Source organism: Nocardia sp. NPDC051321 (genome assembly GCF_044455225.1).
In the GTDB taxonomy this organism is placed as follows: Bacteria; Actinomycetota; Actinomycetes; order Mycobacteriales; family Mycobacteriaceae; genus Nocardia.
The window spans coordinates 303,389-325,323 of record NZ_JBITEM010000004.1 but is presented as its reverse complement, the minus strand read 5'-3'; the positions used below and the strand labels follow the sequence as shown (position 1 = coordinate 325,323).

At 67.4% G+C, this 21,935-nt stretch carries 24 protein-coding genes; 10 read left to right on the top strand and 14 right to left on the bottom strand.

Going from position 1 to position 21,935, the window contains the following annotated elements:
• Positions 1–69: 69 nt before the first annotated feature.
• Both ACIA8C_RS11140 and ACIA8C_RS11135 read right to left on the bottom strand, forming a co-directional pair.
• A complete protein-coding gene (locus tag ACIA8C_RS11140; protein ID WP_397133816.1) occupies positions 70–843 on the bottom strand; it encodes a polysaccharide deacetylase family protein in 774 nt (257 codons plus the stop codon).
• 139 nt (positions 844–982) lie between these two features.
• Positions 983–1,684: an SDR family oxidoreductase gene (locus ACIA8C_RS11135; RefSeq protein WP_397133339.1), complete on the bottom strand. Its 702-nt coding sequence runs from the start codon at positions 1,682–1,684 to the stop codon at positions 983–985.
• Between the two features lie 196 nt (positions 1,685–1,880).
• On the opposite strand from ACIA8C_RS11135, the gene ACIA8C_RS11130 reads away from it, so the two are divergent.
• Together ACIA8C_RS11130 and ACIA8C_RS11125 are read left to right on the top strand one after the other, a co-directional pair.
• Positions 1,881–3,218, top strand: a complete 1,338-nt coding sequence (locus ACIA8C_RS11130; RefSeq protein WP_397133337.1) for an MGH1-like glycoside hydrolase domain-containing protein — start codon at positions 1,881–1,883, stop codon at positions 3,216–3,218.
• Positions 3,219–3,310: 92 nt separating this feature from the next.
• Positions 3,311–4,045 carry a glycoside hydrolase family 25 protein gene (locus ACIA8C_RS11125; protein WP_397133335.1) on the top strand — a complete coding sequence of 245 codons (735 nt, stop codon included), beginning with the start codon at positions 3,311–3,313 and terminating at the stop codon, positions 4,043–4,045.
• 71 nt (positions 4,046–4,116) lie between these two features.
• On the opposite strand, the gene ACIA8C_RS11120 is transcribed toward ACIA8C_RS11125, so the two are convergent.
• Both ACIA8C_RS11120 and ACIA8C_RS11115 read right to left on the bottom strand, forming a co-directional pair.
• A complete protein-coding gene (locus tag ACIA8C_RS11120; RefSeq protein WP_397133333.1) occupies positions 4,117–4,728 on the bottom strand; it encodes a hypothetical protein in 612 nt (203 codons plus the stop codon).
• Between the two features lie 11 nt (positions 4,729–4,739).
• Positions 4,740–5,270 carry a lipoprotein LpqH gene (locus ACIA8C_RS11115; protein ID WP_397133331.1) on the bottom strand — a complete coding sequence of 177 codons (531 nt, stop codon included), beginning with the start codon at positions 5,268–5,270 and terminating at the stop codon, positions 4,740–4,742.
• A gap of 144 nt (positions 5,271–5,414) precedes the next feature.
• On the opposite strand from ACIA8C_RS11115, the gene ACIA8C_RS11110 reads away from it, so the two are divergent.
• The 4 genes from ACIA8C_RS11110 to ACIA8C_RS11095 are packed head-to-tail and all read left to right on the top strand — an operon-like array spanning position 5,415 to position 10,564.
• The gene (locus ACIA8C_RS11110) at positions 5,415–6,770 is read left to right on the top strand and encodes a hypothetical protein (RefSeq protein WP_397133813.1); all 1,356 of its coding nucleotides are present in this window, start codon (positions 5,415–5,417) and stop codon (positions 6,768–6,770) included.
• Positions 6,770–7,795, top strand: coding sequence for a hypothetical protein (locus tag ACIA8C_RS11105; protein WP_397133329.1), 1,026 nt, complete (start codon positions 6,770–6,772; stop codon positions 7,793–7,795). Before ACIA8C_RS11110 ends, ACIA8C_RS11105 begins: the two co-directional genes overlap by 1 nt.
• A 1-nt stretch (position 7,796) precedes the next feature.
• The gene (locus tag ACIA8C_RS11100; RefSeq protein WP_397133327.1) at positions 7,797–9,305 is read left to right on the top strand and encodes a tetratricopeptide repeat protein; all 1,509 of its coding nucleotides are present in this window, start codon (positions 7,797–7,799) and stop codon (positions 9,303–9,305) included.
• A complete protein-coding gene (locus ACIA8C_RS11095) occupies positions 9,302–10,564 on the top strand; it encodes a CHAT domain-containing protein (protein ID WP_397133325.1) in 1,263 nt (420 codons plus the stop codon). The genes ACIA8C_RS11100 and ACIA8C_RS11095 overlap by 4 nt, the downstream gene beginning before the upstream one ends.
• Position 10,565: 1 nt before the next feature.
• On the opposite strand, the gene ACIA8C_RS11090 is transcribed toward ACIA8C_RS11095, so the two are convergent.
• From ACIA8C_RS11090 to ACIA8C_RS11060, 7 genes are all read right to left on the bottom strand, one after another.
• A complete protein-coding gene (locus tag ACIA8C_RS11090) occupies positions 10,566–10,853 on the bottom strand; it encodes a type II toxin-antitoxin system Phd/YefM family antitoxin (RefSeq protein ID WP_150400283.1) in 288 nt (95 codons plus the stop codon).
• A gap of 40 nt (positions 10,854–10,893) precedes the next feature.
• Positions 10,894–11,298, bottom strand: coding sequence for a nitroreductase family deazaflavin-dependent oxidoreductase (locus tag ACIA8C_RS11085; protein ID WP_397133323.1), 405 nt, complete (start codon positions 11,296–11,298; stop codon positions 10,894–10,896).
• Between the two features lie 76 nt (positions 11,299–11,374).
• Positions 11,375–12,214, bottom strand: a complete 840-nt coding sequence (locus ACIA8C_RS11080; protein WP_397133321.1) for an alpha/beta fold hydrolase — start codon at positions 12,212–12,214, stop codon at positions 11,375–11,377.
• Positions 12,215–12,375: 161 nt separating this feature from the next.
• On the bottom strand, positions 12,376–12,672 hold the full coding sequence (locus ACIA8C_RS11075) for a hypothetical protein (RefSeq protein ID WP_397133319.1): 297 nt from the start codon (positions 12,670–12,672) through the stop codon (positions 12,376–12,378).
• A gap of 90 nt (positions 12,673–12,762) precedes the next feature.
• A complete protein-coding gene (locus ACIA8C_RS11070; RefSeq protein WP_397133317.1) occupies positions 12,763–13,488 on the bottom strand; it encodes an amino acid ABC transporter ATP-binding protein in 726 nt (241 codons plus the stop codon).
• Positions 13,489–15,285, bottom strand: a complete 1,797-nt coding sequence (locus ACIA8C_RS11065; protein WP_397133315.1) for an ABC transporter substrate-binding protein/permease — start codon at positions 15,283–15,285, stop codon at positions 13,489–13,491.
• A gap of 248 nt (positions 15,286–15,533) precedes the next feature.
• Positions 15,534–16,328, bottom strand: coding sequence for an LLM class F420-dependent oxidoreductase (locus tag ACIA8C_RS11060; RefSeq protein ID WP_397133313.1), 795 nt, complete (start codon positions 16,326–16,328; stop codon positions 15,534–15,536).
• Positions 16,329–16,628: 300 nt separating this feature from the next.
• On the opposite strand from ACIA8C_RS11060, the gene ACIA8C_RS11055 reads away from it, so the two are divergent.
• The 3 genes from ACIA8C_RS11055 (at position 16,629) to ACIA8C_RS11045 (ending at position 18,720) form a co-directional block, all read left to right on the top strand.
• A complete protein-coding gene (locus ACIA8C_RS11055) occupies positions 16,629–17,714 on the top strand; it encodes an ABC transporter ATP-binding protein (RefSeq protein WP_397133311.1) in 1,086 nt (361 codons plus the stop codon).
• 237 nt (positions 17,715–17,951) lie between these two features.
• Complete coding sequence (locus ACIA8C_RS11050) at positions 17,952–18,458, top strand: type II toxin-antitoxin system Phd/YefM family antitoxin (RefSeq protein WP_397133309.1); 507 nt, start codon at positions 17,952–17,954, stop codon at positions 18,456–18,458.
• Positions 18,451–18,720: a Txe/YoeB family addiction module toxin gene (locus ACIA8C_RS11045; protein WP_397133307.1), complete on the top strand. Its 270-nt coding sequence runs from the start codon at positions 18,451–18,453 to the stop codon at positions 18,718–18,720. The genes ACIA8C_RS11050 and ACIA8C_RS11045 overlap by 8 nt, the downstream gene beginning before the upstream one ends.
• A gap of 44 nt (positions 18,721–18,764) precedes the next feature.
• On the opposite strand, the gene ACIA8C_RS11040 is transcribed toward ACIA8C_RS11045, so the two are convergent.
• On the bottom strand, positions 18,765–19,286 hold the full coding sequence (locus tag ACIA8C_RS11040) for a winged helix-turn-helix transcriptional regulator (RefSeq protein ID WP_397133305.1): 522 nt from the start codon (positions 19,284–19,286) through the stop codon (positions 18,765–18,767).
• Positions 19,287–19,385: 99 nt separating this feature from the next.
• On the opposite strand from ACIA8C_RS11040, the gene ACIA8C_RS11035 reads away from it, so the two are divergent.
• Positions 19,386–20,555, top strand: a complete 1,170-nt coding sequence (locus ACIA8C_RS11035; protein WP_397133303.1) for a thiolase family protein — start codon at positions 19,386–19,388, stop codon at positions 20,553–20,555.
• A 40-nt stretch (positions 20,556–20,595) separates the two neighbouring features.
• Here the strand turns inward: ACIA8C_RS11035 and ACIA8C_RS11030 are convergent, their stop codons facing one another.
• Positions 20,596–20,925, bottom strand: a complete 330-nt coding sequence (locus ACIA8C_RS11030; protein ID WP_397133301.1) for a hypothetical protein — start codon at positions 20,923–20,925, stop codon at positions 20,596–20,598.
• Between the two features lie 218 nt (positions 20,926–21,143).
• Positions 21,144–21,797, bottom strand: a complete 654-nt coding sequence (locus ACIA8C_RS11025; RefSeq protein WP_397133299.1) for a hypothetical protein — start codon at positions 21,795–21,797, stop codon at positions 21,144–21,146.
• Between the last annotated feature and the right edge of the window lie 138 nt (positions 21,798–21,935).

Here is a 21,935-nt window from a genome sequence, read left to right as displayed (position 1 = left end):
TCGCTCAAAGATCTTGTAAAGCAACCATATGACTCACGTATACGTGGCCGTGGGTTGCGGGGTGCTGGGCTAGTGCGGAGGGAGCAGGACGTCGTTGAGGGTGACCATGGCTAGGTTGCGTTCTTTGATGATGTCGACCAGTTGGCCGTAGCAGTGGGTTACCGCGGGGGCGTTGGCGTGGCCGATGATGATGGTTTGGGGGTGGAAGTACTTGCGGGCGCACTCGATCAGGTAGTCCTCGGTGATGACGCCGGAGTCCGATAGGGAGCCGTACCACATGGTCGGGACGGTGTAGCCGAGATCTGCGGCGACCTTGTCTACGGTGGCGTTGTGCCTACCGAACGGGGGGCGGTAGTACGGGGCGCCGTCTACGCCGAAGTTGTTCTGCAAGTAGGTCTTTGCGCGTTGTAGCTGATCGGCGACGGCCGCGGCGGAGAGCTTGGTCAGGTCGGGGTGGTTCCAGGTGTGGTTGCCCAACTGGATTTGACCGGAATCGACCAAGGGACGCAACGCATCTCGGTGAATCGACCATGAGTCGTAGTAGGCGGTTACGAAGAACGTGAAGCGGGCGCCGGTGTCCTTGGCGAACTTGATGTACGCGCCGACCACCTCGGGGCTGGCTCCGTCGTCTACCGTCAGGGCCATACTGGAGCCTGGGCCGGGCAGGGCGGTAATGGTGCTGGCGGGAATCGGCGTCTTCGGGCCGCCGGGCGGTGGCGGCAGCAGGGGTGGCTTCGGCGGGGCGAGCGGGTCGCCACCGGCCGACCCGCTGTTGAGCGGGTCGCCCTCCGCGACCGCGCAACCGGCCAGTACGGCGGCAGTACCTGCGGCGAGCATCAACATCCGGCGTCTATCCACTGCTTCGAAACCCTTGCTCTGATCGAACGACGCCGCCCTCGAGCGGGACGGCGCACAAGACAGCGCCAGGCTACCTATCGAATCTGTCCACAACCTGGACCATTGATCACGCAGGAACGAAGCGCTAGCTCGACGCGGGTCGCAGCACGATCTCTGTCGGATGCCCGTCCCTCGGCGTCTCCACCGCATTGCGGACCGCGGCCGCGACCGTCTCCGCGCGCAGGAACTGCTCCGGGCGGTACTCACGGCCCTCCTGCGCGATGATCTCGCGCTGCATGTCGGTGTCGATGCGACCGGGATGAATCGAGGTGACCCGCAGTGCGGGCTCTTCGAGCCGGAGCGCGTCGGCGAAGGCGCGCAGCCCGAACTTGCTCGCGGCGTAGGAGGCCCAGCCCGCGTTCGCGCGCAGCCCGGCGCCCGAATTGATCAACACCACGTGGCCGTCCGCGGCGCGCAGCGCGGGCAACAGCAGCCTGGTCAACTCGACCACCGCGACCAGGTTGGCCTCCAACGTGTTTCGCCACTGATCGACGGTCGACTCGGCGATCGAGGCGAGGTCCTGGATGCCCGCGTTGTGCACGAGCACGTCCAGCCGCCGGATCGGCTCGATCGCCGCGGCCACCGCCGGATAGTCGGTCAGCTCGACCGGCCACGCGATCGCCTCGGGCAGTTCCTTGCGGATCGCGCGCAACGCGTCGGCGGATCTGGCGCCGAGCAGCAGCTCGTGCGACGGCGCGAGCTCGCGGGCGATGGCGGCGCCGAGGCCGCGGCTGGCGCCGGTGATCAGCGCGGTCGGCTTCGGGGAGCTGGTCACGGCATTGGTCATGCGCCCCACCGTAATAGCCCGCGCAAACACAGCGATGCACGCATACATCACTGCAATAATCTCGGACAGCGAATCAGGGACGGGGCATTCGAGAGTGAGAACCGCCGAGCACGAGCCGCCCACCGGCAGGTGGGACGAGGCCGAGTCGGACACCGCCGAGCGGGCGTACCTGCGGGTGGCATCGCAGAATAGGGGGATGGCACACCCGGGTTTCACCCCGACACAGCTCGCGGCCCGCGCCGCCTATCTGCTGCGTGGCAACGACCTGGGCACCATGACCAGTGCCGCGCCGCGCCTGTATCCGCACATGTGGAGCTGGGACGCCGCGTTCGTCGCGGTCGGGCTCGCCCCGCTGAGCGTGGAGCGCGCCGTGATCGAGCTGGACACGCTGCTGTCGGCGCAGTGGAAGAACGGCATGATCCCGCACATCGTCTTCGCCAACGGCGTCGACGGGTACTTTCCAGGACCGTCGCGCTGGGAGTGCCGCAAGCTGGCCGCCAACGCGCCCGACGGCCCGGACACCTCGGGCATCACCCAGCCGCCCGTGCACGCCATCGCGGTGCAGCGCATTCTCGATCACTCCCGGCGGCACGGCCGCAGCACCCGCGCGGTCGCCGAGGAATTCCTGAACCGCCGCTGGCCGGACCTGGTGCGCTGGCACCGCTGGCTGGCGCACGCGCGCGATCCCAAGGAGACCGGGCGGATCACGCTGTATCACGGCTGGGAATCCGGCATGGACAACTCACCGCGCTGGGACCGCGCCTACGAGAACGTGATTCCCGGCGATCTGCCGCCGTACCACCGCGAGGACGTGCGGGTGGTGGCCGACCCGACGCAGCGGCCGAGCGACCGCGAATACGACCGCTACCTGTGGCTGGTCGAGCAGATGCGCAGGGCGGGCTACGACGACTATCAGCTGGCCTCGACGATGAGCTTCGCGGTCGAGGATGTGTTCGTCACCGGGATCTTCGCGCTGGCCTGCGAGGTGCTCGCGAATATCGGCGAGGAGTACAAGCAGCCGCATGCCGACGTTCGCGATCTATACGCGTGGGCCGACCGCTTCCGGGCCGGCGTTGTCGCGACCACTGATGCGCGCTCGGGCGCGGCCAGGGACTTCGACGTGCGCTTGCAACGCTGGATCGGCACCGAGACGCTGGCGATGTTCGCGCCGCTGCTGTGCGGCGGGCTGCCGCGCGACGCCGAACGCAGCCTGCTGCGCACGTTCGAGGGTCCGCGCTTCTGCGGACATCCGGATCTGCGGTACGCGCTGCCGCCGTCCACCTCGCCGGTGTCGCGGGAGTTCCGTTCGCGTGAGTACTGGCGTGGCCCGGTGTGGCCGGTGATGAGCTGGCTGTTCTCCTGGGTATTCGCCCGGCGCGGCTGGGCCGAGCGCTCGTTCATGCTGCGGGCCGAGGGGTTGCGGCAGGCCAGCGACGGCAGTTTCGCCGAGTACTACGAGCCGTTCACCGGCGAACCGCTCGGCAGCATGCAGCAGTCATGGACGGCGGCTTCGGTGCTCGATTGGCTCGGCTGATAGCGGTCGACGCGGCCGTCAGGTAAATATTGCGCAACTGCACCTTGTGCAACATTGGTCACATTAAGATCAAATAGCTATCGTCGAACACCATGGACACCTCTCGTTGGCGCTCGACCATCCGTCGCCGCGGCACGGCGCTCACACTGATCGCACTATCCGGCATCCTCACGGCTACCCTGTCCGCGAGTGCCGGGGCCACGCCGACGGGCCCGGACGTCTCGTCCTGGCAGCACATCGACGGCCGACTGATCGACTGGTTCGCGGTGAAACGCTCCGGCCATGCGTTCGCCATGGTCAAGGCCACCGAGGGCGTGAGCTACATCAACCCGTACTTCGTCGCGGACAGCCTGCTGATGCGGGCGGCCGGCGTCGCGCGCGGCACGTACCACTACGCGCGGCCGAACCTGGCGCCCGAACCACAGGCCGCGATGTACGCCGCGGTGGTGCTCGGCCAGAACGGCGCGCTCGACCTGCCGCCGGTGCTCGATCTGGAGACCACCGGCGGACTGCCGCCCGCCGCGCTGATCGACTGGACGCGACGGTATCTGAGCTCCGTGCAGGCGCTCACCGGACGGACCCCGATCGTCTACACCTATCCGAACTTCTGGCGGACGGCGATGGCCGACACCAATGAGTTCACCAGGTACCCACTGTGGATCGCCGACTACCGAGGCAACGAGGCACCCGAGGTGCCGGGCGGCTGGCCCACCTGGACGTTCTGGCAGACGACCGACAGCGGCGGCATCGACGGCATCGCGGGAAATACCGATTTGAACGTGTACAGCGGTGCCCAAGGCGATTTCGCGCGCTTCGCCAATATGTAGTCCGCCGACGCGAGAATGCCGCGTTGTTCGAGAATCTCGAACAACGCGGCATTCGTTGCGGGGCTAGGCATTCACCGCAAGGGCGCTGACGACCTCGTGTGCACCACAGCCTGAGTCGCGATGCCACGCGCGGCGATGTCGAGCTTGTGCCTGGTGGTGATGCCCTTGCGGATCATCGACTCGTTCATCGCCCGCTGCGCCATGGAGGTGTCGCCGGACATGTCGACCTCGACCTTGTCGGTCCGGTCGGGCAGATAGCGCACCGGGAGCACGACTCCCGGCTGCAGCAGGGCCAGTTCGGTAAGCGGCACAATCATTTTCGCGGTGGCGGTGAAGTTCTTTCCGTCGACGCCCTCGACCCCGAATTCGACGCGGACCTGCGGTTGGTCGTTGACGGTCAAGCCGGTCTGTGCGAACGACCTGATGGTGCCGAGCCCGACCAGGCCGTTACGGAACTCGGCGCTGTTGCGGCCGGTGAAGGCTGCGGCAATGCCCTCGCCGGTAACTGCGAAAACGATGGGTACCAGCGTGATCGCGGTGATCGGCAGCGCCATTTGCCAACCGACCCAGCCCAGTGCGGCGGGCTCGTATGCGTTGGGGCTGACGTAGGTGAGGCCATGGAAGAGGTAGTAGCCGATGGCCAGGGCGGCCAGTGCGGCGGTGATCCAGCGAAGGGATTTCATGATGCTGACGATCAGCCGCCGACGACGGTCGAGCAGGCGAAGGTGACGTCGAACTTGGACGACTTCGGGCCGGCCAGCGGGTTGGTCAGATCCGCGCTGACGCCCTCGCCGGTGACCTTGTAGGTGTTGCCGTCCTTGGTGAGCGTGGCCGAGCCGCCGGGCATCCCGTTGCCGAAGCCGATCGCGTACGGCTGGCCCGCGTCGCCGCCCTTGCTGCCCGCGATGCCGACGGCCTGCACGGTGTCGGTGCCGGTGACGGTGGCGCTCACCGAGAGGTTGCCGTAGGCGGCGTTGGCGGCATCGGTGAGCGCGAGTGCCAGGGTGCCGCCCTGCTTGGCGCAGGTGGTGGTGAACTTCGCGTCAAAGGCCTTGCCGTCGACCGACGCGGTCGACTTACCCGACGGCGTCGAGTTGGTCTGCGGGGCAGCGGCGGTCGAGGACTTGGGCGGGGTGCTGCTCGCGTTGTCGCTGCAACCGGTGACGAAGAACGCGGCAGCGGCGGCGGAGGCGACGAGGGCGGCGGTGACGGACTTGGTGTTCATGGCATCTCCTGTGTTCGTGCGGCCCGGGTGTCTGGGCCGATACGAGAAACCTAGGAACGCGTCGCGCCCTACCGATCCCAGGTTTTGCCGGGGACGAATCGGACAAAAGTCCGTTAACCTGGTCGAATGCGACGACCGCGCGCCATGGTGCTCGACGAGGTGTGGCGCAAGCTCGACGGCGTCGAACCGCTCAGCGGTCCGCACGGCGGGCCGTTGCGCCGCACGGTGAAGCTGATCCTCGATCCGCTGGTGATCCGGCCGGTCCAGCATCCGGCGTGCGCCGGGCCGATCGTGACGGCCGACGGCGCGGTGCTGCTCGCCGCGCGGGTGCACGCCGCGGCGGATGTGCTGCGCGCGACGGCGGCCTGGTTCACGATGCTCAAGCAGGTGCGACGGGCGTTGCGGATCACCGAGGGGCATCCCCAGGATCTGTACTTCCAACGATGTTTCGAGCTGGCTACTACCTCAGGGACGCCAGATCCATTGCAGGACAGGGCAATAGCCGAGGCAACGCTGCGCGATGTGCACCAGAACGCGGCGGGCCGCACCACCCAGGCGTTGAAGCAGTATGTCGCCGAACGGACTCCGGAGCTTGCGGCGCTGGTCGAGGTCGCGTGGCGACGGCGGCCCTTGACCGGTCCGGCAGGCGCTGACCATACCGGTGCGTTCACCGAACTGCTCGACGCCTGTGCCGCGGCCCGACTGGAGCAGAGTCGGGACAACGGGCACACGGCACTGACCGCGCTGGTCGGTGCCCATGCGGGAACACATGCCGGAATCCGGCTTTGGCGGTCCGAATCCGGTTATTCCGCAGCGGAACTGGGACTCACGACGCATGCCGTGCCGCAGCCACCCGCCATCGGCGCGTCGGCCTCGAAAGCCACCCTGGGCCTGCCGTTCGATCGCACCGTATACGAGCGGGTGTTCACGGCGTTGCAGACGTCCAGCGAACGCGCTGAGCTGCCGCCGATTTCGGAGTTGGTGACCACCGAGATCGCCAGGAGCTGCTCGCCTTGGGCGCTGTTGGACGAGACGCTCCGAGTGGCGGCAACGGCGGGCGTTGCCCTCGCGCACGGGCTTTCGCCGATCCGAACGGCAGTTCGGCGCCCGCGATCCGACGCCGGTGTGGCACGCTTGCCCGCGGCGCCCGCGCGAGAGACCACGGCGCACCGAGTTATCAACAGCCGCTGGCAACGTGAGGCCTACGTGTTGCAGGCTCGTCGGCTGGTGGTTCGCGTCGACACCGAGTCACCACCGACCGGGCCACTCGCCGCTATCGCCGCGGAGTTGTCCACCCCGTGGCGGCCATACCTGCGGCGGCTGTGGGTTCGCCTGCACGGCCGCGATGTTCGGGAATTCGCGGTGGACGACCCGGACGAACTGTGGGATCTGCTCGACGGTGTGGCGCGCTCGGTCATCCTCGATCACCGGACGCGGGTCAAACAGGCGCTGAGTGCGGGTGCGGCCGAATCGGATTCGACGGAATCGAGGGCGAGCTGATGTACGAGACGGTGCGGATCCGGCGGGCGGACGACGGGCTCCTTGTCATCGCGCCCGACGGTGCGCCTACCGTCCTCGATGACGCGGCGGAGATCGACGTGCTGGTGCTTGCGGCTGCGGGCGCGCACTTGACGTGGAGTCTGCTTGCCGGACAGTCACTTCCGGCCGCCGTGATCGATGATGTGCGGCTCGCCCAGGACTGGCTGTGGGCGGTCTTCGGCGAGGAAGTCGCGCTGGCGGTCGACGCGGGTGAAACCGGCGAGCTGGCCGCCGTGCCCGGCTTGCCGGAGCTCGTGTCGAGCGCTCGGCGGCTCGGGTACGCGCACTGGGCGGCGCGGTGGTGGCCCGCCTCGCTCATCGATGGCATCGCGCCACTGGACGAGCGACTGCTGCTCGACGACATCGCGACGCTGTCCGAGGCGTGCGAGATGATCGTCGACGGCGCGGACGAGCCGTTCGAAATGGCCGAATCGCCGACCGACCAGGTATCGGAGACCCGCGGCCGCGCCGAAGACTACGCCCTCGCGGCGGGTGCGGCGACCGCAGCAACGGGTGCCTTGGTGCTGGCGCGTGGCACCGATGGCTGGGACTGGCGCCGCTGCCCACCCAGGTTGCTCGATGCCTCGGAGCAAGCGGTGTCGTGGGAAGTGGTGCGCCGGGCCGGAGACACGACCGTCGCGGTGCGCGCGGTCGCCGCGCCGCAGAGCCACTTTCCGTCCTACCTGCATCCCCACGTGCTGGTTCGCACGGCCGCCGGAACGGCCGACGCGGCGCTGACACTGGCCGGTGACATGTGGACGACCGAGGTGCCCGCACCCGAGGGCGCGGAATCCGGTGTGGCCGTGGCGATCTACGTGCCGGGAGTGGGCTCGGACAGCTCGGAGCACGGCGGCCCGATGGTTCGCCAGCGGCTGCGCGACCTCGCCGTCCGGCGACTGCGCCGCGCGGCCGACCCGGTCGACGATGCCGGTGACGCCCCCTTGCTCGCCGAAATCGACGCCGCCGCTTCGGATTCGGACTTCTGAGATGACCGGCGAAACATCCGACGACGGCCGCGCAATGCTCGCCGCGGGTGCCGACGCGTACAGCCGCGGCGACACCGCCGCAGCCCTGCGCATCTTCGAGGACGCCGCGCGCAACACCACCGGTGATGTCCGCGTCGGCGCCATCGTCAACGCGGCGAGCATGGCGGATGAACTCGGCGATCACGCCGGATCGCTGCGCCTGTACCGCGAGGCGCTCGCCGCCATGCCCGAGGACGCCCCGCGGCTGCGCCCCAACGCGCTGGTCAACATGTCACAGGCGTTGCAGCACCTCGGCGAACTCGACGCGGCGCAGGAAGCCTTGGAGCAGGCACGGGAGTTACTGGCCGAGGCCACCGACCAAGGTGTCCTGCGGGTGGCCTGCCTGCTGTCGTTGACCGCCGTCGCCCTGCATCGGCAGAACTGGGCATACGCTGCCGAACTTGCCACTGAATCCCTGGACGCCGCACGGCTTTTCGCGCCGCAGCTGGCGGGCCATCCGTTGCTGAACCTGGCCGCAACATATTTCGAGACCGGGCGCCGCGATCTCGCGGTCGACTTCGCCGGGCAGGCCCTCGCCGCGTTCGAGGCGGCGGGTGACCACAATGCCGTCGCCGAGACCCAGCAGAACCTCGCCACCATGCTGGTCCGTACCGATCGCTTCGACGAGGCCGAGGCGCCGCTGCGGGCAAGCCAGCACTACTTCGAGCAAGCCGGGCTCGGCTATCGCGCCGGAATCGGGCTCAAGACACTGGCTTTCCTCGCCGAAGGCCGCGCGGATCTCGCGCAGGCGCAGGATTTGTACAGCCGGAGCCTGGCCTACTTCGTTGCATCCGGTGCGGTGCTGGATGCCGCCGATTTGCGCATGCGCCTGTCCACCGTGGCGTTCAAGTGTGGCAGGTACCAGGAGTGCGAGGCGTTACTCGCCGAGGCCTTCGGCGCGTACGCCGAGCGCGGTCTCGGTATGCACTGTGCCCAGCTCGATTACTGGCATGCGACCCTGCTTGAGGGCGCCGTGGCGGACTCGCCCGAACTACTCGCCCGAGCCGTCGATGTCGCGGTGCCCGCCGCACTGGCCATCGATGCGGTGCGCCACACCCTCCCCAACGGCAACCAGCGGGACCAGTGGAACCGCCAGATCGCCGACCCCGCCATGCGATTGGCTTTCCGCTTCGCCTACCTGTCCGGCAACGGGCTGCTCCTCGCCGATCTGATCGAAACACAATGCGCGGGAACCACCTTGAACATCGATCGCTCAGCGGACGGCCGCGCGGTCCGGTTGCCGCTCGAACTCCTGGATCCGCCGGCCGATCTCGCCGAGCAGCCGGGAGCCACCGCACTCCAGTTGGGCGCGGCACTCGCCGAAGTCGCGGCCAGCGCGGGCCTTCCGGTTTCTCCGCCGCCGCGCCTCGCGCTTGCCGCCGAGGGCCGCATCGCGCTGGCTCCCTACATCGCCGCCGCCGAACAACGCTACGGCCGGTTGATCCGAGACAGCCGGGTGCTGACGATATGACGCAAGAACAGCCAACCGTCGTGGTGCGGATGGCGGACGCGGGAGATGTCTACCTGTCCTGGCGCTGGATCGGGGATACCGCGCCACGGGGTGCCGCCATGCTGCCGGGAGAGCCGGTACTCGAAGCCGTGCGGCGGCTGTCCGACGCGCTGCCGCGGCCAGCCGAGCCGGGCGGGCTCGAACGGGCCATGACCACCGGCGCTTTCGCCGAGCTCGATAGCGAGTACCTTGTCGCCCAAGCCCTTTCCCGAGCGCTGCTGCCGCAAGCGCTGGCCGCGCAGCTGTACGAGCTGTATCGACGCGGCATCCGCCCGCACATCCGCCTGCAGCCCTCGCCGCGGGTGGCTCAGGTCCCGTGGGAGATCATCGCCCCTGGCCCGGAGATCCGGCTGATCGACATCGCCGATGTCAGCCTGCTCGCACCGGCCGGCATCGTGCACGCGCCGGTCCGCACCGCGCGCAGCTGGGCCGACACGCACCGCGCACCCGTTGTCGCCGTGCTGGATCCGCGCATCCCCGGCTTCCGCGCCGACTCCATCCTCGGCTCGGTGCTCGGCCGCATGCCCGCGAATGCCCCACTGACCCAACGGATCGCCGGGTACGCGGCGCAGAATCGCCTGCTCCCTTCGGTGGTCGACCCGACGGAGGCGTTCCGCCGGACCGATATCGACCGCACCTGGCTGAGCAAAGCACTACGCGACGGCGCGAGCCGCCTGATCTACGTCGGCCACGTCACCGCCGCGGCACCGGAGTCCGGCCAGAGCGAGGACGCCGAACTCCACCTTGCCTGCACCGCAGACGCTCTCGGCTTTGCCCCTTCCACTCGCACCCATCGCCCCCTGTCCGCGAAGGACTTCCTGCTCGGCACCCACACCCTCGCCCCGGAACCCACCGACGGACAAGACCTTTGGCCGATACCGAGCCGAGTGGCGTTGATCGCCTGCGAGAGCGGCGGCGACATGCGTTTCACCGAGGCACTCGGGCTGACCGCAGCGATGATCAACGGCGGTGCCGAGCTGGTGACGGCGAGCCGGTGGCCGCTGCCCACCGATCTGGCCTTCCACCGCATCGCGGGCGCGCCGCCCGACGCCCACCCGCTGCAACAGGCCATCTGCGCCATCGACGCGGCGCACGAACAGCCGGACCCGGTCGCCGAGCTCGCCGCATGGCAACGCGAGCGACTGCATGCCTGGCGCACCGAACGCACCATCGCGCATTCGCCGCTGCTGTGGTCGGCGTTCGCCACCCTGTGCGCCTGAATCAGCCACGCAGCCCGCGGTCCACGGTCGGGTGCACGCCGAGCACGTCGAGCATCTCCGAGATGGACATCGCCCGGAACTCGGTCGCGCCCGCGTAGCCGGGTCGCGCGGCGTCGGCCAGCTCGGCGTAGAGGTGCAGGCGGTCGTAGTCGGCCATCGACATGATGACCGCCACCTCGGTGCCGTCATCGGTGATCACGGCGTCTTCGCCGGTCGCTATTACGTCGCGGACAACGGCGGTGATGTCCGCGGACAGCTCGTGCAGATTGCGTGTGTTCGTGTTGGGCATGCTCCGCATTCGGAGCGGCACGCCCTTTTGGATCGGGGCTTCACCGTCTTGTTAGCGAGACGACCGGAATTGTGCGGTCGGTTTTGGTTTCGTGGTCGGCGAAAAACGGATAGAGCTGCTTCAACATTGTCCATAGGTGGTCGCGTTCGGCGCCGGTGATCGGAGTGGCGACGGCGTCGTATTTTTCGTCGCCGACCTCGACGATCACCTCGGGGTTGCTGACCAGATTCTGATACCAGTCCGGATGCGTCGGCGCACCGACGTTCGAGGCGATGACCAGCAGTCGGTCGCCGTCACGATGGAACATCATCGGCGTGGTGTGCGGTTTGCCGGTGCTGCGGCCGGTGGTGGTGAGCAGCACCAGCCGCTCGCGGTGCATGCCCTCGATCTCGCCGCCCGCGCGGAATTGGGTGATGGTTGCGCGGTTGATTTCTTTGACGTCCATGAACTCGCCTCCGGTGCGTAGACCTTATTTGTCCACAATTCACTCCCGGTGGCGCTGTGTCAGGGGAACGGCCGCGTTAGGTGCGGTGCGCGAGGAGGTGCCGCATGAGCAGGCGGGTCAATTCCTCGGGTGCCTGCTCGGGGATCCAATGCGACACTTCCTCGAGCATTTCGAATCGATACGGTCCGGTCACGTGCTTCGCGGTGGCCATCGCCGCGGTGGAGCCGACGGAGCTGTCTTCGGTGCTCCACACGTACATGGTCGGCACCGACACCGGTCCGGTCGGCCCGGACAGGTGCATCGCGCGATACCAATTCAGGGCCGCCGTCAGCGCCTCCGGCTGGGAGAGCCGGTGCACGTACTCGTCGATCCGTTCCTCCGGGATCTTCCATTCGAAGATCTTCCGGAGCCCGGCCCCCTCGTCCATGAGCAGCGCCCGCTCGGCCACCCGGGGTTTGCGCAGCAGCGAAAAGTATTGCGACCGTTGGGCCTGATCCTCGTCCTCGGTGATCGCCCGCAGGAAGGCGGCGGGATGCGGCAGCGACACCGCGGTGAGACTGCGGACCCGCTCGGGCAGGTCCGCCGCTGCCGCCCACCCGACATAAGCACCCCAGTCGTGCCCGACCAGATCGAAGCGCTGCCAACCCAATTCGTCGGCGATCGCGAACACATCGCCGACCAATTCGTCGAGCCGATAGTCGGCGACCCTATCCGGCCGCGCGCCGGGCGAATACCCTCGCTGATCAGGCGCTACCACGTGGCACCCACCGCCACCGAGCGCGTGCAGCTGAAACTCCCACTCGATGGCCGCCTCCGGAAAACCGTGCAGCAGCATGACTTCCCGTCCCCCGGCCTCGCCACTGGACAACGCGTCGAACGTCCCGGCGGCGGTAGGAACCTTAATTGCCTCGATCACAGGGCTCCCCCGCCTCTCCGTATATTCAGGCCCGACTTTCGTGCCCGCAATCGTAGCGATGGCGGCGGCCGGAGAGGTTGGGGGTCGCGCTAGTTAGCACACGCGAGTTACCCATGTGCTCGCGAAATCGGTTGGCGCCTTTCGCGAGTGTGGGCTGCTACTCAGTGCTCGTCGTAGTGCCCGTCGTGCGCCGCGTGGCGGTGGCCGTCGTGTACGTAGTCGACGTGGTCGCCGTGCTGGACGGTGTCGTGGCCGCAGTCGGGGCCGTGCTCGTGCGCGTGATCGGTGTGTTCGGCGTGGCCCTGCGGCTCGCACTCGTCGTAGTGGCCGTCGTGTTCGCGGTGCAGGTGGCCGTCGTGCGCGTAATCGACGTGATCACCGTGCTCGATCACCGCGTGCCCGCAATTCGGGCCGTGCGCGTGGTCGTGCTCGGTGTGCTGCATATGTGCCGTTGTCATCAGATCTCCCTCTTTCCAAGCGTGGACAGATGGATATGTGAGCGCAGACACATTAACAGATGCGCATCAGTGAAGTTAACTAAGGGTGCGCTACAGCACCTGGGAGAGGAAGCGCCGCAGGCGCGGAGTCTCGGCGTTGTCGAACAGCGCGTCGGGCGTGCCCGTCTCCACCACCTGCCCCTCGTCCATGAACACGACGCTGTCGGAGACCGTGCGCGCGAAGCCCATTTCGTGGGTCACCACGATCATCGACATGCCGCCCGACGCCAGGTCGGCCATGAGCGCGAGCACACCCTTGACCAGCTCCGGATCCAACGCCGAGGTGGCCTCGTCGAAGAACATCACCTCGGGCTTCATGGCCAGCGCACGAGCGATGGCGACCCGCTGCTGCTGCCCGCCGGACAGGTTCGCGGGCCGCGCGTCGAGTTTGTCGGACAGGCCGACGATCTCCAGCTGCTCCACCGCGACCGCGCGCGCCTCGTCCTTGGACAGTCCGCGCAGCTTGCGCGGACCGAGCGCGACATTGTCGGCGACGCTCTTGTGCGGGAACAGGTTGAAATGCTGGAACACCATGCCGATGCGCTGGCGCAGCCTGTCCGGGTCCTCGGTGAGCACCGACTTGCCGTCGAGCAGCACATCGCCCTGGTCCGGCTCGTGCAGCCGGTTGAGCACGCGCAACAGCGTCGACTTGCCGGAGCCGGACGGGCCGATGACCGTGGTGGTCTTGCCCGCGTCGACGTGGACATCGATGCCGCGCAGGATGTGGTTGTGCCCGAGCTTCAGGTGCAAACCGGTTCCGGTGAGAGAGGAACTCATCTATCCGCGCCCTTCCGTGATCGTGGCGGCCTCGACCTGGTCGATCGGCCGGTCCGGCCCGCCGGTGCGCATGCGGCGGTCGATGTAGTTCACCAGGTGGGTGAGCGGGATGGTCAACAGCAGGTAGACCAGGCCTGCGGCCACCAGCGGAGACAGATTGCCGGTCTGCGCGTTGAGATCGCGGCCGACCGCGAACAGTTCGCGCTGGGTGGCGAGCAGGCCGAGGAAGTAGATCAGCGACGAGTCCTTGATCAGCGCGATGAACTGGTTCATCAGCGCGGGCAGCACCCGCCGGACGCCCTGCGGGATCACCACCAGCGTCATAGCCTGCCGGTAGCCGAAGCCGATGGCGCGGGCCGCTTCCAGCTGACCGGCTTCGACGGACTGAATGCCGGAACGGAAGATCTCGCCGATGTAGGCGGAAGCCAGCAATGCCAGCGCTACCGCGCCGAGCCAGTACGGGTTGCTACCGGTCACGTTGCGGACCACCGGGCCGATGCCGAGGCCGATCAGCAGGATGATCACCACGGCTGGCAGGCCGCGGAAGATGTCGGTGTACACCCGGGCAGGCCAGCGCAGCCAGCGGGTCCGCGCGATGCCCGCCACCGCGAGCAGCATGCCGAGGACGGTGCCGAGGACGCCCGAAACCACCGCGAGGATCAGGGTATTCGGCAGGCCGGTCTTGAATAGGTCGGGAAATGCCTTGCGGTACAACGACCAGTCGAAGAACGTGTCCTTCAACTGTCGCAGCGTGGATTTCGGCGCGACCGCCGTGGTGTCGGCCGGTTTGCGTTCCGCGGCAAGGGCGGCGAAGTCCGGCAGTTGCGGCAGCGGCGCCGCCTTGGAGCCCGGCTTCCAGCCCGGCGGCAGCTGCCTGGGTACCCAGTCGCTGTACAGCTTGGCGTAGGTGCCGTCCGCGATGACCGCGTCCAGGCCGCTGTTCAGCGCGTCGGTCAACGGCTGGTTGGTCTTGGCGACCGCCCAGCCGACGAAGTTGTCCAGGCTGAAGGTGTTCTGCACCACCGACGTTCCGTCGCCCGGCTTGATCGCGCCCTCGGCCTGCGCCGACGGCGCCACCCAGGCGTCGACCTGGCCGGACTTCAGGTTGGCGTAGGCGGTGTTGTAGTCAGGGAACTTCACCGGATCCAGGTGCAGCGTGTTGATCACGTACTCGTCCTGCACGGTGCCCTGCACCACCGCGATCCTGGTGCCCCGGTTGAGGTCCGAAAAGCCCTTGATGCCACCGGAATTCGGGGCGACGAGGGAGAAGTAGCCGAAGTCGTAGCCGTTGGTGAAGCCGACCAGCTGACGGCGCGCGTCGGTGGTGGTGATGCTCGACGAGCCGACATCGAAGCGGTTACCGGCCACCTGGGCGAGCAGCCCGGCGAACTCGGTGCCCGAGAACTCCACCTGCAGGCCGAGTTTCGTGGCGATCGCCGTCAGCAGCTCGTTGTCGAAGCCGGTAAACGAACCCTGGCCGTTCACGCAGATGCTCGGCGGCGCGTCCGACAGCGTGCCGACGCTGAGCTTGCCCGGCGTGATCAGCCCGAGCTTCGAGGTGTCGATCGAGGACACCGGCGCGGTGGTCGCGGTCGTGTACTTGTCCGCGCCCGCGGTCTGTGCGGAGGCCAGGTTGGTCGGCGCGGCCGAGGCCGCACTCACCCCGGGCGGCGAACACAGGTTGCGCTCCGACGACGCATCATCGGAGCCGGAACCACACGCCGTGGCCGCGAGACCGACAGCAAGCAATATCACGGCGATCAACGCACGAGACCGCACAGCGGGCAGACCAGCCATGACGAGAAACCCTAGCCGCGATCAAAGTGTTATCTCGCAGCTACCCCACCGCCGAGACCGCGTCACCTGGAATGCGACAAGTCGGACCAGCGGCGACAGAGTTCAGATCAGCGTGATCCGAACTAGGCGTACTGCAAGCACGCCCTGGTCGGCAATCCAGGTCAGCACCGATCCGAGGGCGTGATCCCACACCACCTAGCGCGGGCACGAACACCCGCCACAGGACCTGATCCGACTATCGGTGCCGTTCAGGCGAGCCCGCTGACCGGCTCCGGGTTCACCTCGTCACGCCAGCGGATCGCTCGCTCGACCTCGCTCAGGTCGTAGCGCGGGCCGCTGACCCCGACGGTGAACAGCGAAACACCGGCCGCGACGAACGCCGAAGCCTGCTCGGCGCCCTGCCATTGCACCGAGCGCTCGATCCGCGACTCGTCGGTGCCGACGGCGGCGCAGTGGTCGGCGAGCACCTTGGTCTTGCGCGCGAGCGAGTCGAGGTCGGCGAAGGTGTGCCACAGGTGCGCGTACTCGGCGACCAGGCGCAGCGTCTTCTTCTCGCCACCGCCGCCGATCAGGATCGGGATTTCGCGGGTCGGCTGCGGGTTCAGCTTCTTCAGGCGGGCGCTGAGCCGGGCCATGTTCTCCTTCAGCAGGGCGAGCCTGGTGCCCGGGGTGCCGAACTCGTAGCCGTATTCGTCGTAGTCCTTCTCGAACCAGCCCGCGCCGAGGCCGAGGATGAGGCGGCCGCCGCTGATGTGGTCCACGGTGCGTGCCATGTCGGCGAGCAACTCCGGGTTGCGGTAGCCGCCACCGGTGACCAGCGCGCCGATCTCCACCCGTTCGGTCTGCTCGGCGAAGGCGCCGAGCATGGTCCAGCATTCGAAGTGCGCGCCGTCGGGGTCGCCGGTGAGCGGATAGAAGTGGTCCCAGTTGAAGACGATGTCGACGCCCGCGTCCTCGGACCGCAGTACGGCATCCCGAATCAGCCCGTACTTGGGCGCGTGCTGCGGCTGCAGTTGAACTCCGATGCGAGCCGGTCGGGTCATGCCTGCACCTCGCTGACGCTCGGCTCCGCCATGCCCGAGGGGGCTGGGTCGATGATTCGCTCGCTCATGAAGTGCTCCTCGTCGCTCGGCTCGGTCCCTCGATCGAGGCTACCGGCGCAACCGGCATCCGGTCCGGCCTCTCGGCAATCCGTCTGCGGCCGAGACGCGTTGCACCATCCGCACTTCGCGCGCGAACTCGAGCATTTCGAGCGCGAAACGAGCAGACATAGTAATGTCGCCGGTCAACCCTTACTCGGATCGTCCGGCACGTTCCTGCCGGTGATGGGATGTGATTTTGTCATGGCCACAGTGACCTTCGACGGTGCTACCCGCCTCTACCCCGGCTCCACCAAACCCGCTGTCGACCAGTTGAATCTGGAAATCGAAGACGGCGAATTCCTGGTCCTCGTCGGCCCTTCGGGCTGCGGTAAATCGACCTCGCTGCGCATGCTCGCCGGGCTGGAGGACGTCAGCGACGGGCGCATCCTGATCGGCGCCAACGATGTGACGCACGCCGAGCCCAAGGAACGCGATATCGCGATGGTGTTCCAGAACTACGCGCTCTACCCGCACATGACCGTCGCCGAGAACATGGGCTTCGCGCTGAAACTGGCCAAGGTCGCCAAGGCCGAGACGCAGAAGCGGGTGCTCGAGGCGGCGCAGCTGCTCGACCTGGAGCCGTACCTGGATCGCAAGCCGAAGGCGTTGTCCGGCGGGCAGCGGCAGCGCGTCGCGATGGGCCGGGCGATCGTGCGCCAGCCGCAGGTGTTTTTGATGGACGAGCCGCTGTCCAACCTCGACGCGAAGCTGCGCGTGCAGACCCGCACCCAGATCGCGCAGCTGCAGCGCAGGCTCGGCACCACCACCGTGTACGTCACGCACGATCAGGTCGAGGCGATGACCATGGGCGATCGCGTCGCGGTGCTCAAAGACGGTCTGCTGCAACAGTGTGCGACACCGCGCGACCTGTACCAGGACCCGGTCAACGTGTTCGTCGCGGGTTTCATGGGCTCGCCTGCGATGAACCTGTTCACGCTGCCGGTGTCCGACGGATCCGTCTCGCTCGGCGGGCACGTGCTGCCGCTGCCCCGCTCGGTTATCGACTCGGCCGAGGGTTCGGTGTCGGTCGGCATCCGCCCCGAGCACTTCGAGCTCGGCAACGGGACCGGTACCGGCATCGAGATGGAGGTCGACGTGGTCGAGGAGCTCGGCTCCGACGCCTACATCTACGGCCGCACCACCTCCGAAGGCAATGCCGTCGGCGAAACCATTGTCGCGCGCGCGGATTGGCGCAACCCGCCCGCCAAGGGCACCCGCGTCAGCCTCTCCACCGACCCCCAGCACACCTACTTCTTCTCCGCCAAGGACGGCCGCCGCCTGCACTGAGCCCTCGCGGTCAGCATCAGCCACCGAGCCCGGTCCGCAACGGACCGGGCTCGGTCATTTCCCCGGCACCGTTGTCAGCGCGCGGTAAATCCGCCGCCACAGCGAAGGCACCGCAGCTCCCGGATCTGTGACAGCGATCGCCGCGGTGCGCGTGCCGTCGTTCCCCGGCAGGTGCACACACCGGACGATCAACTTGTACGATATGTTGTACGAGTATGAGAGGAAGGATGGGATCCCGTGCCGTCGCTACCGATTTCGAACGTGCGCCAGAACCTGTTCGGGCTGGTGCAGCAGGTCAACGATGATCACGATCCGCTGACGGTGGTCACCAAGACCGGCGAAAACGCCGTCCTGGTCGCCGAGTCCGATTGGAACTCGCTGATGGAGACGCTGTACGTGCTGCAAACCCACGGCGGCGTCCACCTACTGAAGTCCGCGCAGGACGCCCGCGACGGACGTACGCAGGCTCGAGCACTCATCGACCCCGACGCGGAAACTCCAGACGAAGTCGACGATGCGAGCACGGCCTCGGCGGAGGCGCCAGTCGAGTCCGACCGGTTGCGAGCGCTTATCGAGAAGCTTGCCGACGCCGCCGCGGCGGCGGGAGCGCCAACCACCGAGTTGATCGAGGAATTGCGGGACGCAGGTGTATCCATCTCGCCGTCCCGGATGGATCAGATGAAGGCCCGCCCCAGGGCCGAAGGTCAGCAGAAACCGCAGGAGGGAGCTCGGGGGCGTGCCTGATCGGAAATTGACCTTCACCGCTCAGGGGTGGCGCAGTTATTCGGCGTGGTTGGCTCGGGATCGAGCGGTGCTGAAAGCGGCAAACAAGCTGATCAACGCCGCGCTGGCCGACCCATTCACTGGAATAGGAAAGCCCGAGCCAATACGCCACCAATTGGCAGGGCACTGGTCGCGGCGCATCACCCAAGAGCATCGACTGATTTATTACGTCACCGACGCCGAGATCACGATCGTCCAGGTAGGTGCGCACTACAACGACTGACAGCGGGCACGAATCGTCTTGTGGCGCTTTGGCGAGTGGGTGGTTCAGCGGTTGGTTTTGCGGGGGTGGATGGTGTCGAGGTAGTCGTCGTTGAGGCGGATGGCTAGTTGTTCGAGGGTGACTTCGTGGCCGGCGTCGCTGCGGATCTGGACGCGGACGGGGGAGCCGGTGGATTCCTCTACGAGCAGGAGTGGGGGCGGGCCGGGTTGGAGATAGGTGTCGCCCCATTGCATGAGGGCCAGGACTACGGGGAGTAGGTCTCGGCCCATGGGGGTGAGGATGTATTCGTTGCGGGTGCGTTTGCCCTGTTCTTGGTAGGGCTGTTTGGTGAGCAGGCCCGCTTCGGTGAGTTTGCGGAGTTGGGCGGCGGCCGCGGCGTCGGTGATGCCGACTCGCTGGGCGAAGCCGTCGAAACGGGTGGTGCCGTAGTACGCCTCGCGCAGGATGAGCACGGCCGAGCGGGTGCCGACGAGTTCGATCGCCTTGGCGATCGAGCAATCGGTGGGCTGCCACGAGCTCAGATCGGCCAACGGTCCTTCCATCACTGCTGCCATGACCAACATCATAGCCTCGCTGACTTGTCTCAACTATTGCCAGGTGTAACCTGACTATGCGTTGATAGAGCCAGGCAAGGCCGCCCGGTTCTCGGTCCGAAAGGAAGCACGATGAGAGACGCGGTAATTGTCGAGGCGGTACGCACTCCGATCGGCAAGGGCAAGCCGAACGGCGCACTGCACGACGTGAACGCGGTGGATCTGCTCGCACACAGCCTGCGCGAAGTGGTCGACCGCAGCGGCATCGATCCGGCGCTCATCGACGACGTGATCGGTGGCATCGTCACCCAGGTCGGCGAGCAAGGCGCCAACATGACCCGGCGCGCGGCACTGGCCGCCGGATATCCCGAATCCGTCCCCGCGACAACGGTGGACCGGCAGTGCGGCAGCAGCCAGCAGGCGATCCACTTCGCCGCCCAGGGCGTTATCGCCGGGGCCTACGACATCGTCGTGGCCGCCGGTGTCGAGTCGATGGGGCGGATCTCCATGGGCGCCAACCTGGTCGGCTCGGACGATGTCTCCGGTGTCGGCTTCGCCGCGCGTTACCCGGAAGGCCTGGTGCCGCAAGGGATCAGCGCCGAACTGATCGCGGCCAAGTGGGGGCTGACCCGCACCCAGCTCGACGAGTTCGCGCTCGGCAGCCACGAAAAGGCCGCGCTGGCAACGAAGAACGGTTTGTTCGCCGGCGAACTCGCGCCGATCAACGGACTGAGCACCGACGAGGGCATCCGAGTCGGCAGCACCCTGGACACCCTGGCCAAGTTGCGCCCCGCCTACTACGACGAGGCGATGGCGGCCCGCTTCCCACAGATCGGCTGGGAGGTCACCGCGGCCACCGCGAGCCAGGTCAGCGACGGTAGCGCCGCGGTGCTGATCATGACCGGCGAACGCGCGAAGGAACTCGGGCTGAAGCCGTTGGCCCGGCTGCACAGCTTCGCGGTGGTCGGCGACGACCCGCTGCTGATGCTCACCGCGGTGATCCCCGCGACCCGAAAGGTGTTGCGGCGTGCCGGACTCCAGATCTCCGACATCGATCTGTTCGAGGTGAACGAGGCCTTCTCGCCGGTGGTGCTCGCCTGGGCCAAGGAGACCGGCGCCGACCTCGGCAAGGTGAACGTCAACGGCGGTGCCATCGCCATCGGTCACCCGCTCGGCGCCTCCGGCTCCCGGCTGGCCACCACGCTGGTGCATGCCATGCAGGAGCGCGGCGCCCGCTACGGTCTGCAAACCATGTGTGAGGCAGGCGGTTTGTCGAACGCGATGATTCTCGAACGCCTCTGAATCGCGCCGACGCGGTGCCCATCGCGGGATGGGCACCGCGTCAGAGCACCAGTGCGATCAGAAATCCGGCCACCCACGCCTCGACGATCAACGGCACCGCGAGTAACGGTGTCCAACCGATCGGCCGGCGCGTACCCGCCTTGCGCACCATCAGCCAACCCGCCCAAATCACCGACGCGACAATCCCTCCCCAGCCCACGACCTGCGCCACCGACAGATACCGCCAGGCCCGCCCATCGTCATCGTCGCGCGCGACCACCTCGTACAGCGGCACGAAAGACGCGGCGAACCAGGCGAAACCGACCGTGATCAGCGAACCGAACACCGCGCGCAGCAGGTCCGGCACCCCGTCTCGCAGTTCCCATGCCATGCCCAAGGATGACCCGCTCGACAGCACGCGCGCAAAGTCTCGGGCCGCGCACGAGTTTGCTGACCATCACATGCGTAGCAGCCCAATCGTGGCCGGGAGATATGAACGCGCGTATGAATTCGCTGACGATTACACACGCTGCGGCCCAATTCGTGCGCGACAGCGGTGCGTGCGAATTCGGTGCGTAGCTGAACAATTCGCGCAAGCTAGCAGGTCACTCAAGAGGATGGGTATACCTGGGAGGCCAGGGCAACTCCTGCGGCGAACGAACCGACAATCATGATCGCGGCCAGCACCGGCCAGTACCACATGTACCAGCGCTTCATCGCGGCCACGATGATCATGATCAGAGCGCCGACCAAGGCGAGCGCGGTGCCGCCCCAGGAGACGATGAAGGCGGCGCCGAGGTAGCTGTCGTTGCAGTTGTTCGCGCCGCAGGAGTCGGCGGCGAACGCGAAGAAGCAGGTGGCGTAGGCGGCGACCAGGCCGAGCAGTGCCGCGCCGCTGTACAGGACGATGGCGAGCACCAGGTCCCAGGTCCGCTGCTGTGGTTGCGGGGACTGCTGCGGCGGCTGCGGCCACGGCTGCGACTGCTGCGGCGACGGGGGCGACTGCTGCGACTGTTGCGTCGACGGGGGCGACTGCTGCGACTGTTGCGTCGACGGGGGCGACTGCTGCGACTGTTGCGTCGACGGGGGCGACTGTTGAGACTGCTGCGGCGATTGCCAATGCGACTGCTGCGGCGGCTGAGCCCCTTGGGGCTGAGACTGCTGCGGCGGCTGAGACCCCTGGGCCTGAGACTGCTGCGGCGGGGGCTGCTCCCACCATTGCGACTGCTGCGGCCATTGCTGCTGCGCTGTCGGGAAGGTCATGCACTCAGCATCACGATCGGATGCCGCGCGGGGGACCGCAAAACTACTCAGGCCGCGTGGGGAGAATTCGCGGCGGGTGGCCAGGAATGGGCTGGTCCGGCGACCGCGGCCGATACTCGATCCGAACCCGATAGCACC

Coding starts and splice junctions, on each gene's coding strand:
- ACIA8C_RS11140 (WP_397133816.1), bottom strand. CDS start 843: ATGTTGATGCTCGCCGCAGGTACTGCCGCCGTACTGGCCGGTTGCGCG.
- ACIA8C_RS11135 (WP_397133339.1), bottom strand. CDS start 1,684: ATGACCAATGCCGTGACCAGCTCCCCGAAGCCGACCGCGCTGATCACC.
- ACIA8C_RS11130 (WP_397133337.1), top strand. CDS start 1,881: ATGGCACACCCGGGTTTCACCCCGACACAGCTCGCGGCCCGCGCCGCC.
- ACIA8C_RS11125 (WP_397133335.1), top strand. CDS start 3,311: ATGGACACCTCTCGTTGGCGCTCGACCATCCGTCGCCGCGGCACGGCG.
- ACIA8C_RS11120 (WP_397133333.1), bottom strand. CDS start 4,728: ATGAAATCCCTTCGCTGGATCACCGCCGCACTGGCCGCCCTGGCCATC.
- ACIA8C_RS11115 (WP_397133331.1), bottom strand. CDS start 5,270: ATGAACACCAAGTCCGTCACCGCCGCCCTCGTCGCCTCCGCCGCCGCT.
- ACIA8C_RS11110 (WP_397133813.1), top strand. CDS start 5,415: ATGGTGCTCGACGAGGTGTGGCGCAAGCTCGACGGCGTCGAACCGCTC.
- ACIA8C_RS11105 (WP_397133329.1), top strand. CDS start 6,770: ATGTACGAGACGGTGCGGATCCGGCGGGCGGACGACGGGCTCCTTGTC.
- ACIA8C_RS11100 (WP_397133327.1), top strand. CDS start 7,797: ATGACCGGCGAAACATCCGACGACGGCCGCGCAATGCTCGCCGCGGGT.
- ACIA8C_RS11095 (WP_397133325.1), top strand. CDS start 9,302: ATGACGCAAGAACAGCCAACCGTCGTGGTGCGGATGGCGGACGCGGGA.
- ACIA8C_RS11090 (WP_150400283.1), bottom strand. CDS start 10,853: ATGCCCAACACGAACACACGCAATCTGCACGAGCTGTCCGCGGACATC.
- ACIA8C_RS11085 (WP_397133323.1), bottom strand. CDS start 11,298: ATGGACGTCAAAGAAATCAACCGCGCAACCATCACCCAATTCCGCGCG.
- ACIA8C_RS11075 (WP_397133319.1), bottom strand. CDS start 12,672: ATGACAACGGCACATATGCAGCACACCGAGCACGACCACGCGCACGGC.
- ACIA8C_RS11070 (WP_397133317.1), bottom strand. CDS start 13,488: ATGAGTTCCTCTCTCACCGGAACCGGTTTGCACCTGAAGCTCGGGCAC.
- ACIA8C_RS11065 (WP_397133315.1), bottom strand. CDS start 15,285: ATGGCTGGTCTGCCCGCTGTGCGGTCTCGTGCGTTGATCGCCGTGATA.
- ACIA8C_RS11060 (WP_397133313.1), bottom strand. CDS start 16,328: ATGACCCGACCGGCTCGCATCGGAGTTCAACTGCAGCCGCAGCACGCG.
- ACIA8C_RS11055 (WP_397133311.1), top strand. CDS start 16,629: ATGGCCACAGTGACCTTCGACGGTGCTACCCGCCTCTACCCCGGCTCC.
- ACIA8C_RS11040 (WP_397133305.1), bottom strand. CDS start 19,286: ATGATGTTGGTCATGGCAGCAGTGATGGAAGGACCGTTGGCCGATCTG.
- ACIA8C_RS11035 (WP_397133303.1), top strand. CDS start 19,386: ATGAGAGACGCGGTAATTGTCGAGGCGGTACGCACTCCGATCGGCAAG.
- ACIA8C_RS11030 (WP_397133301.1), bottom strand. CDS start 20,925: ATGGCATGGGAACTGCGAGACGGGGTGCCGGACCTGCTGCGCGCGGTG.
- ACIA8C_RS11025 (WP_397133299.1), bottom strand. CDS start 21,797: ATGACCTTCCCGACAGCGCAGCAGCAATGGCCGCAGCAGTCGCAATGG.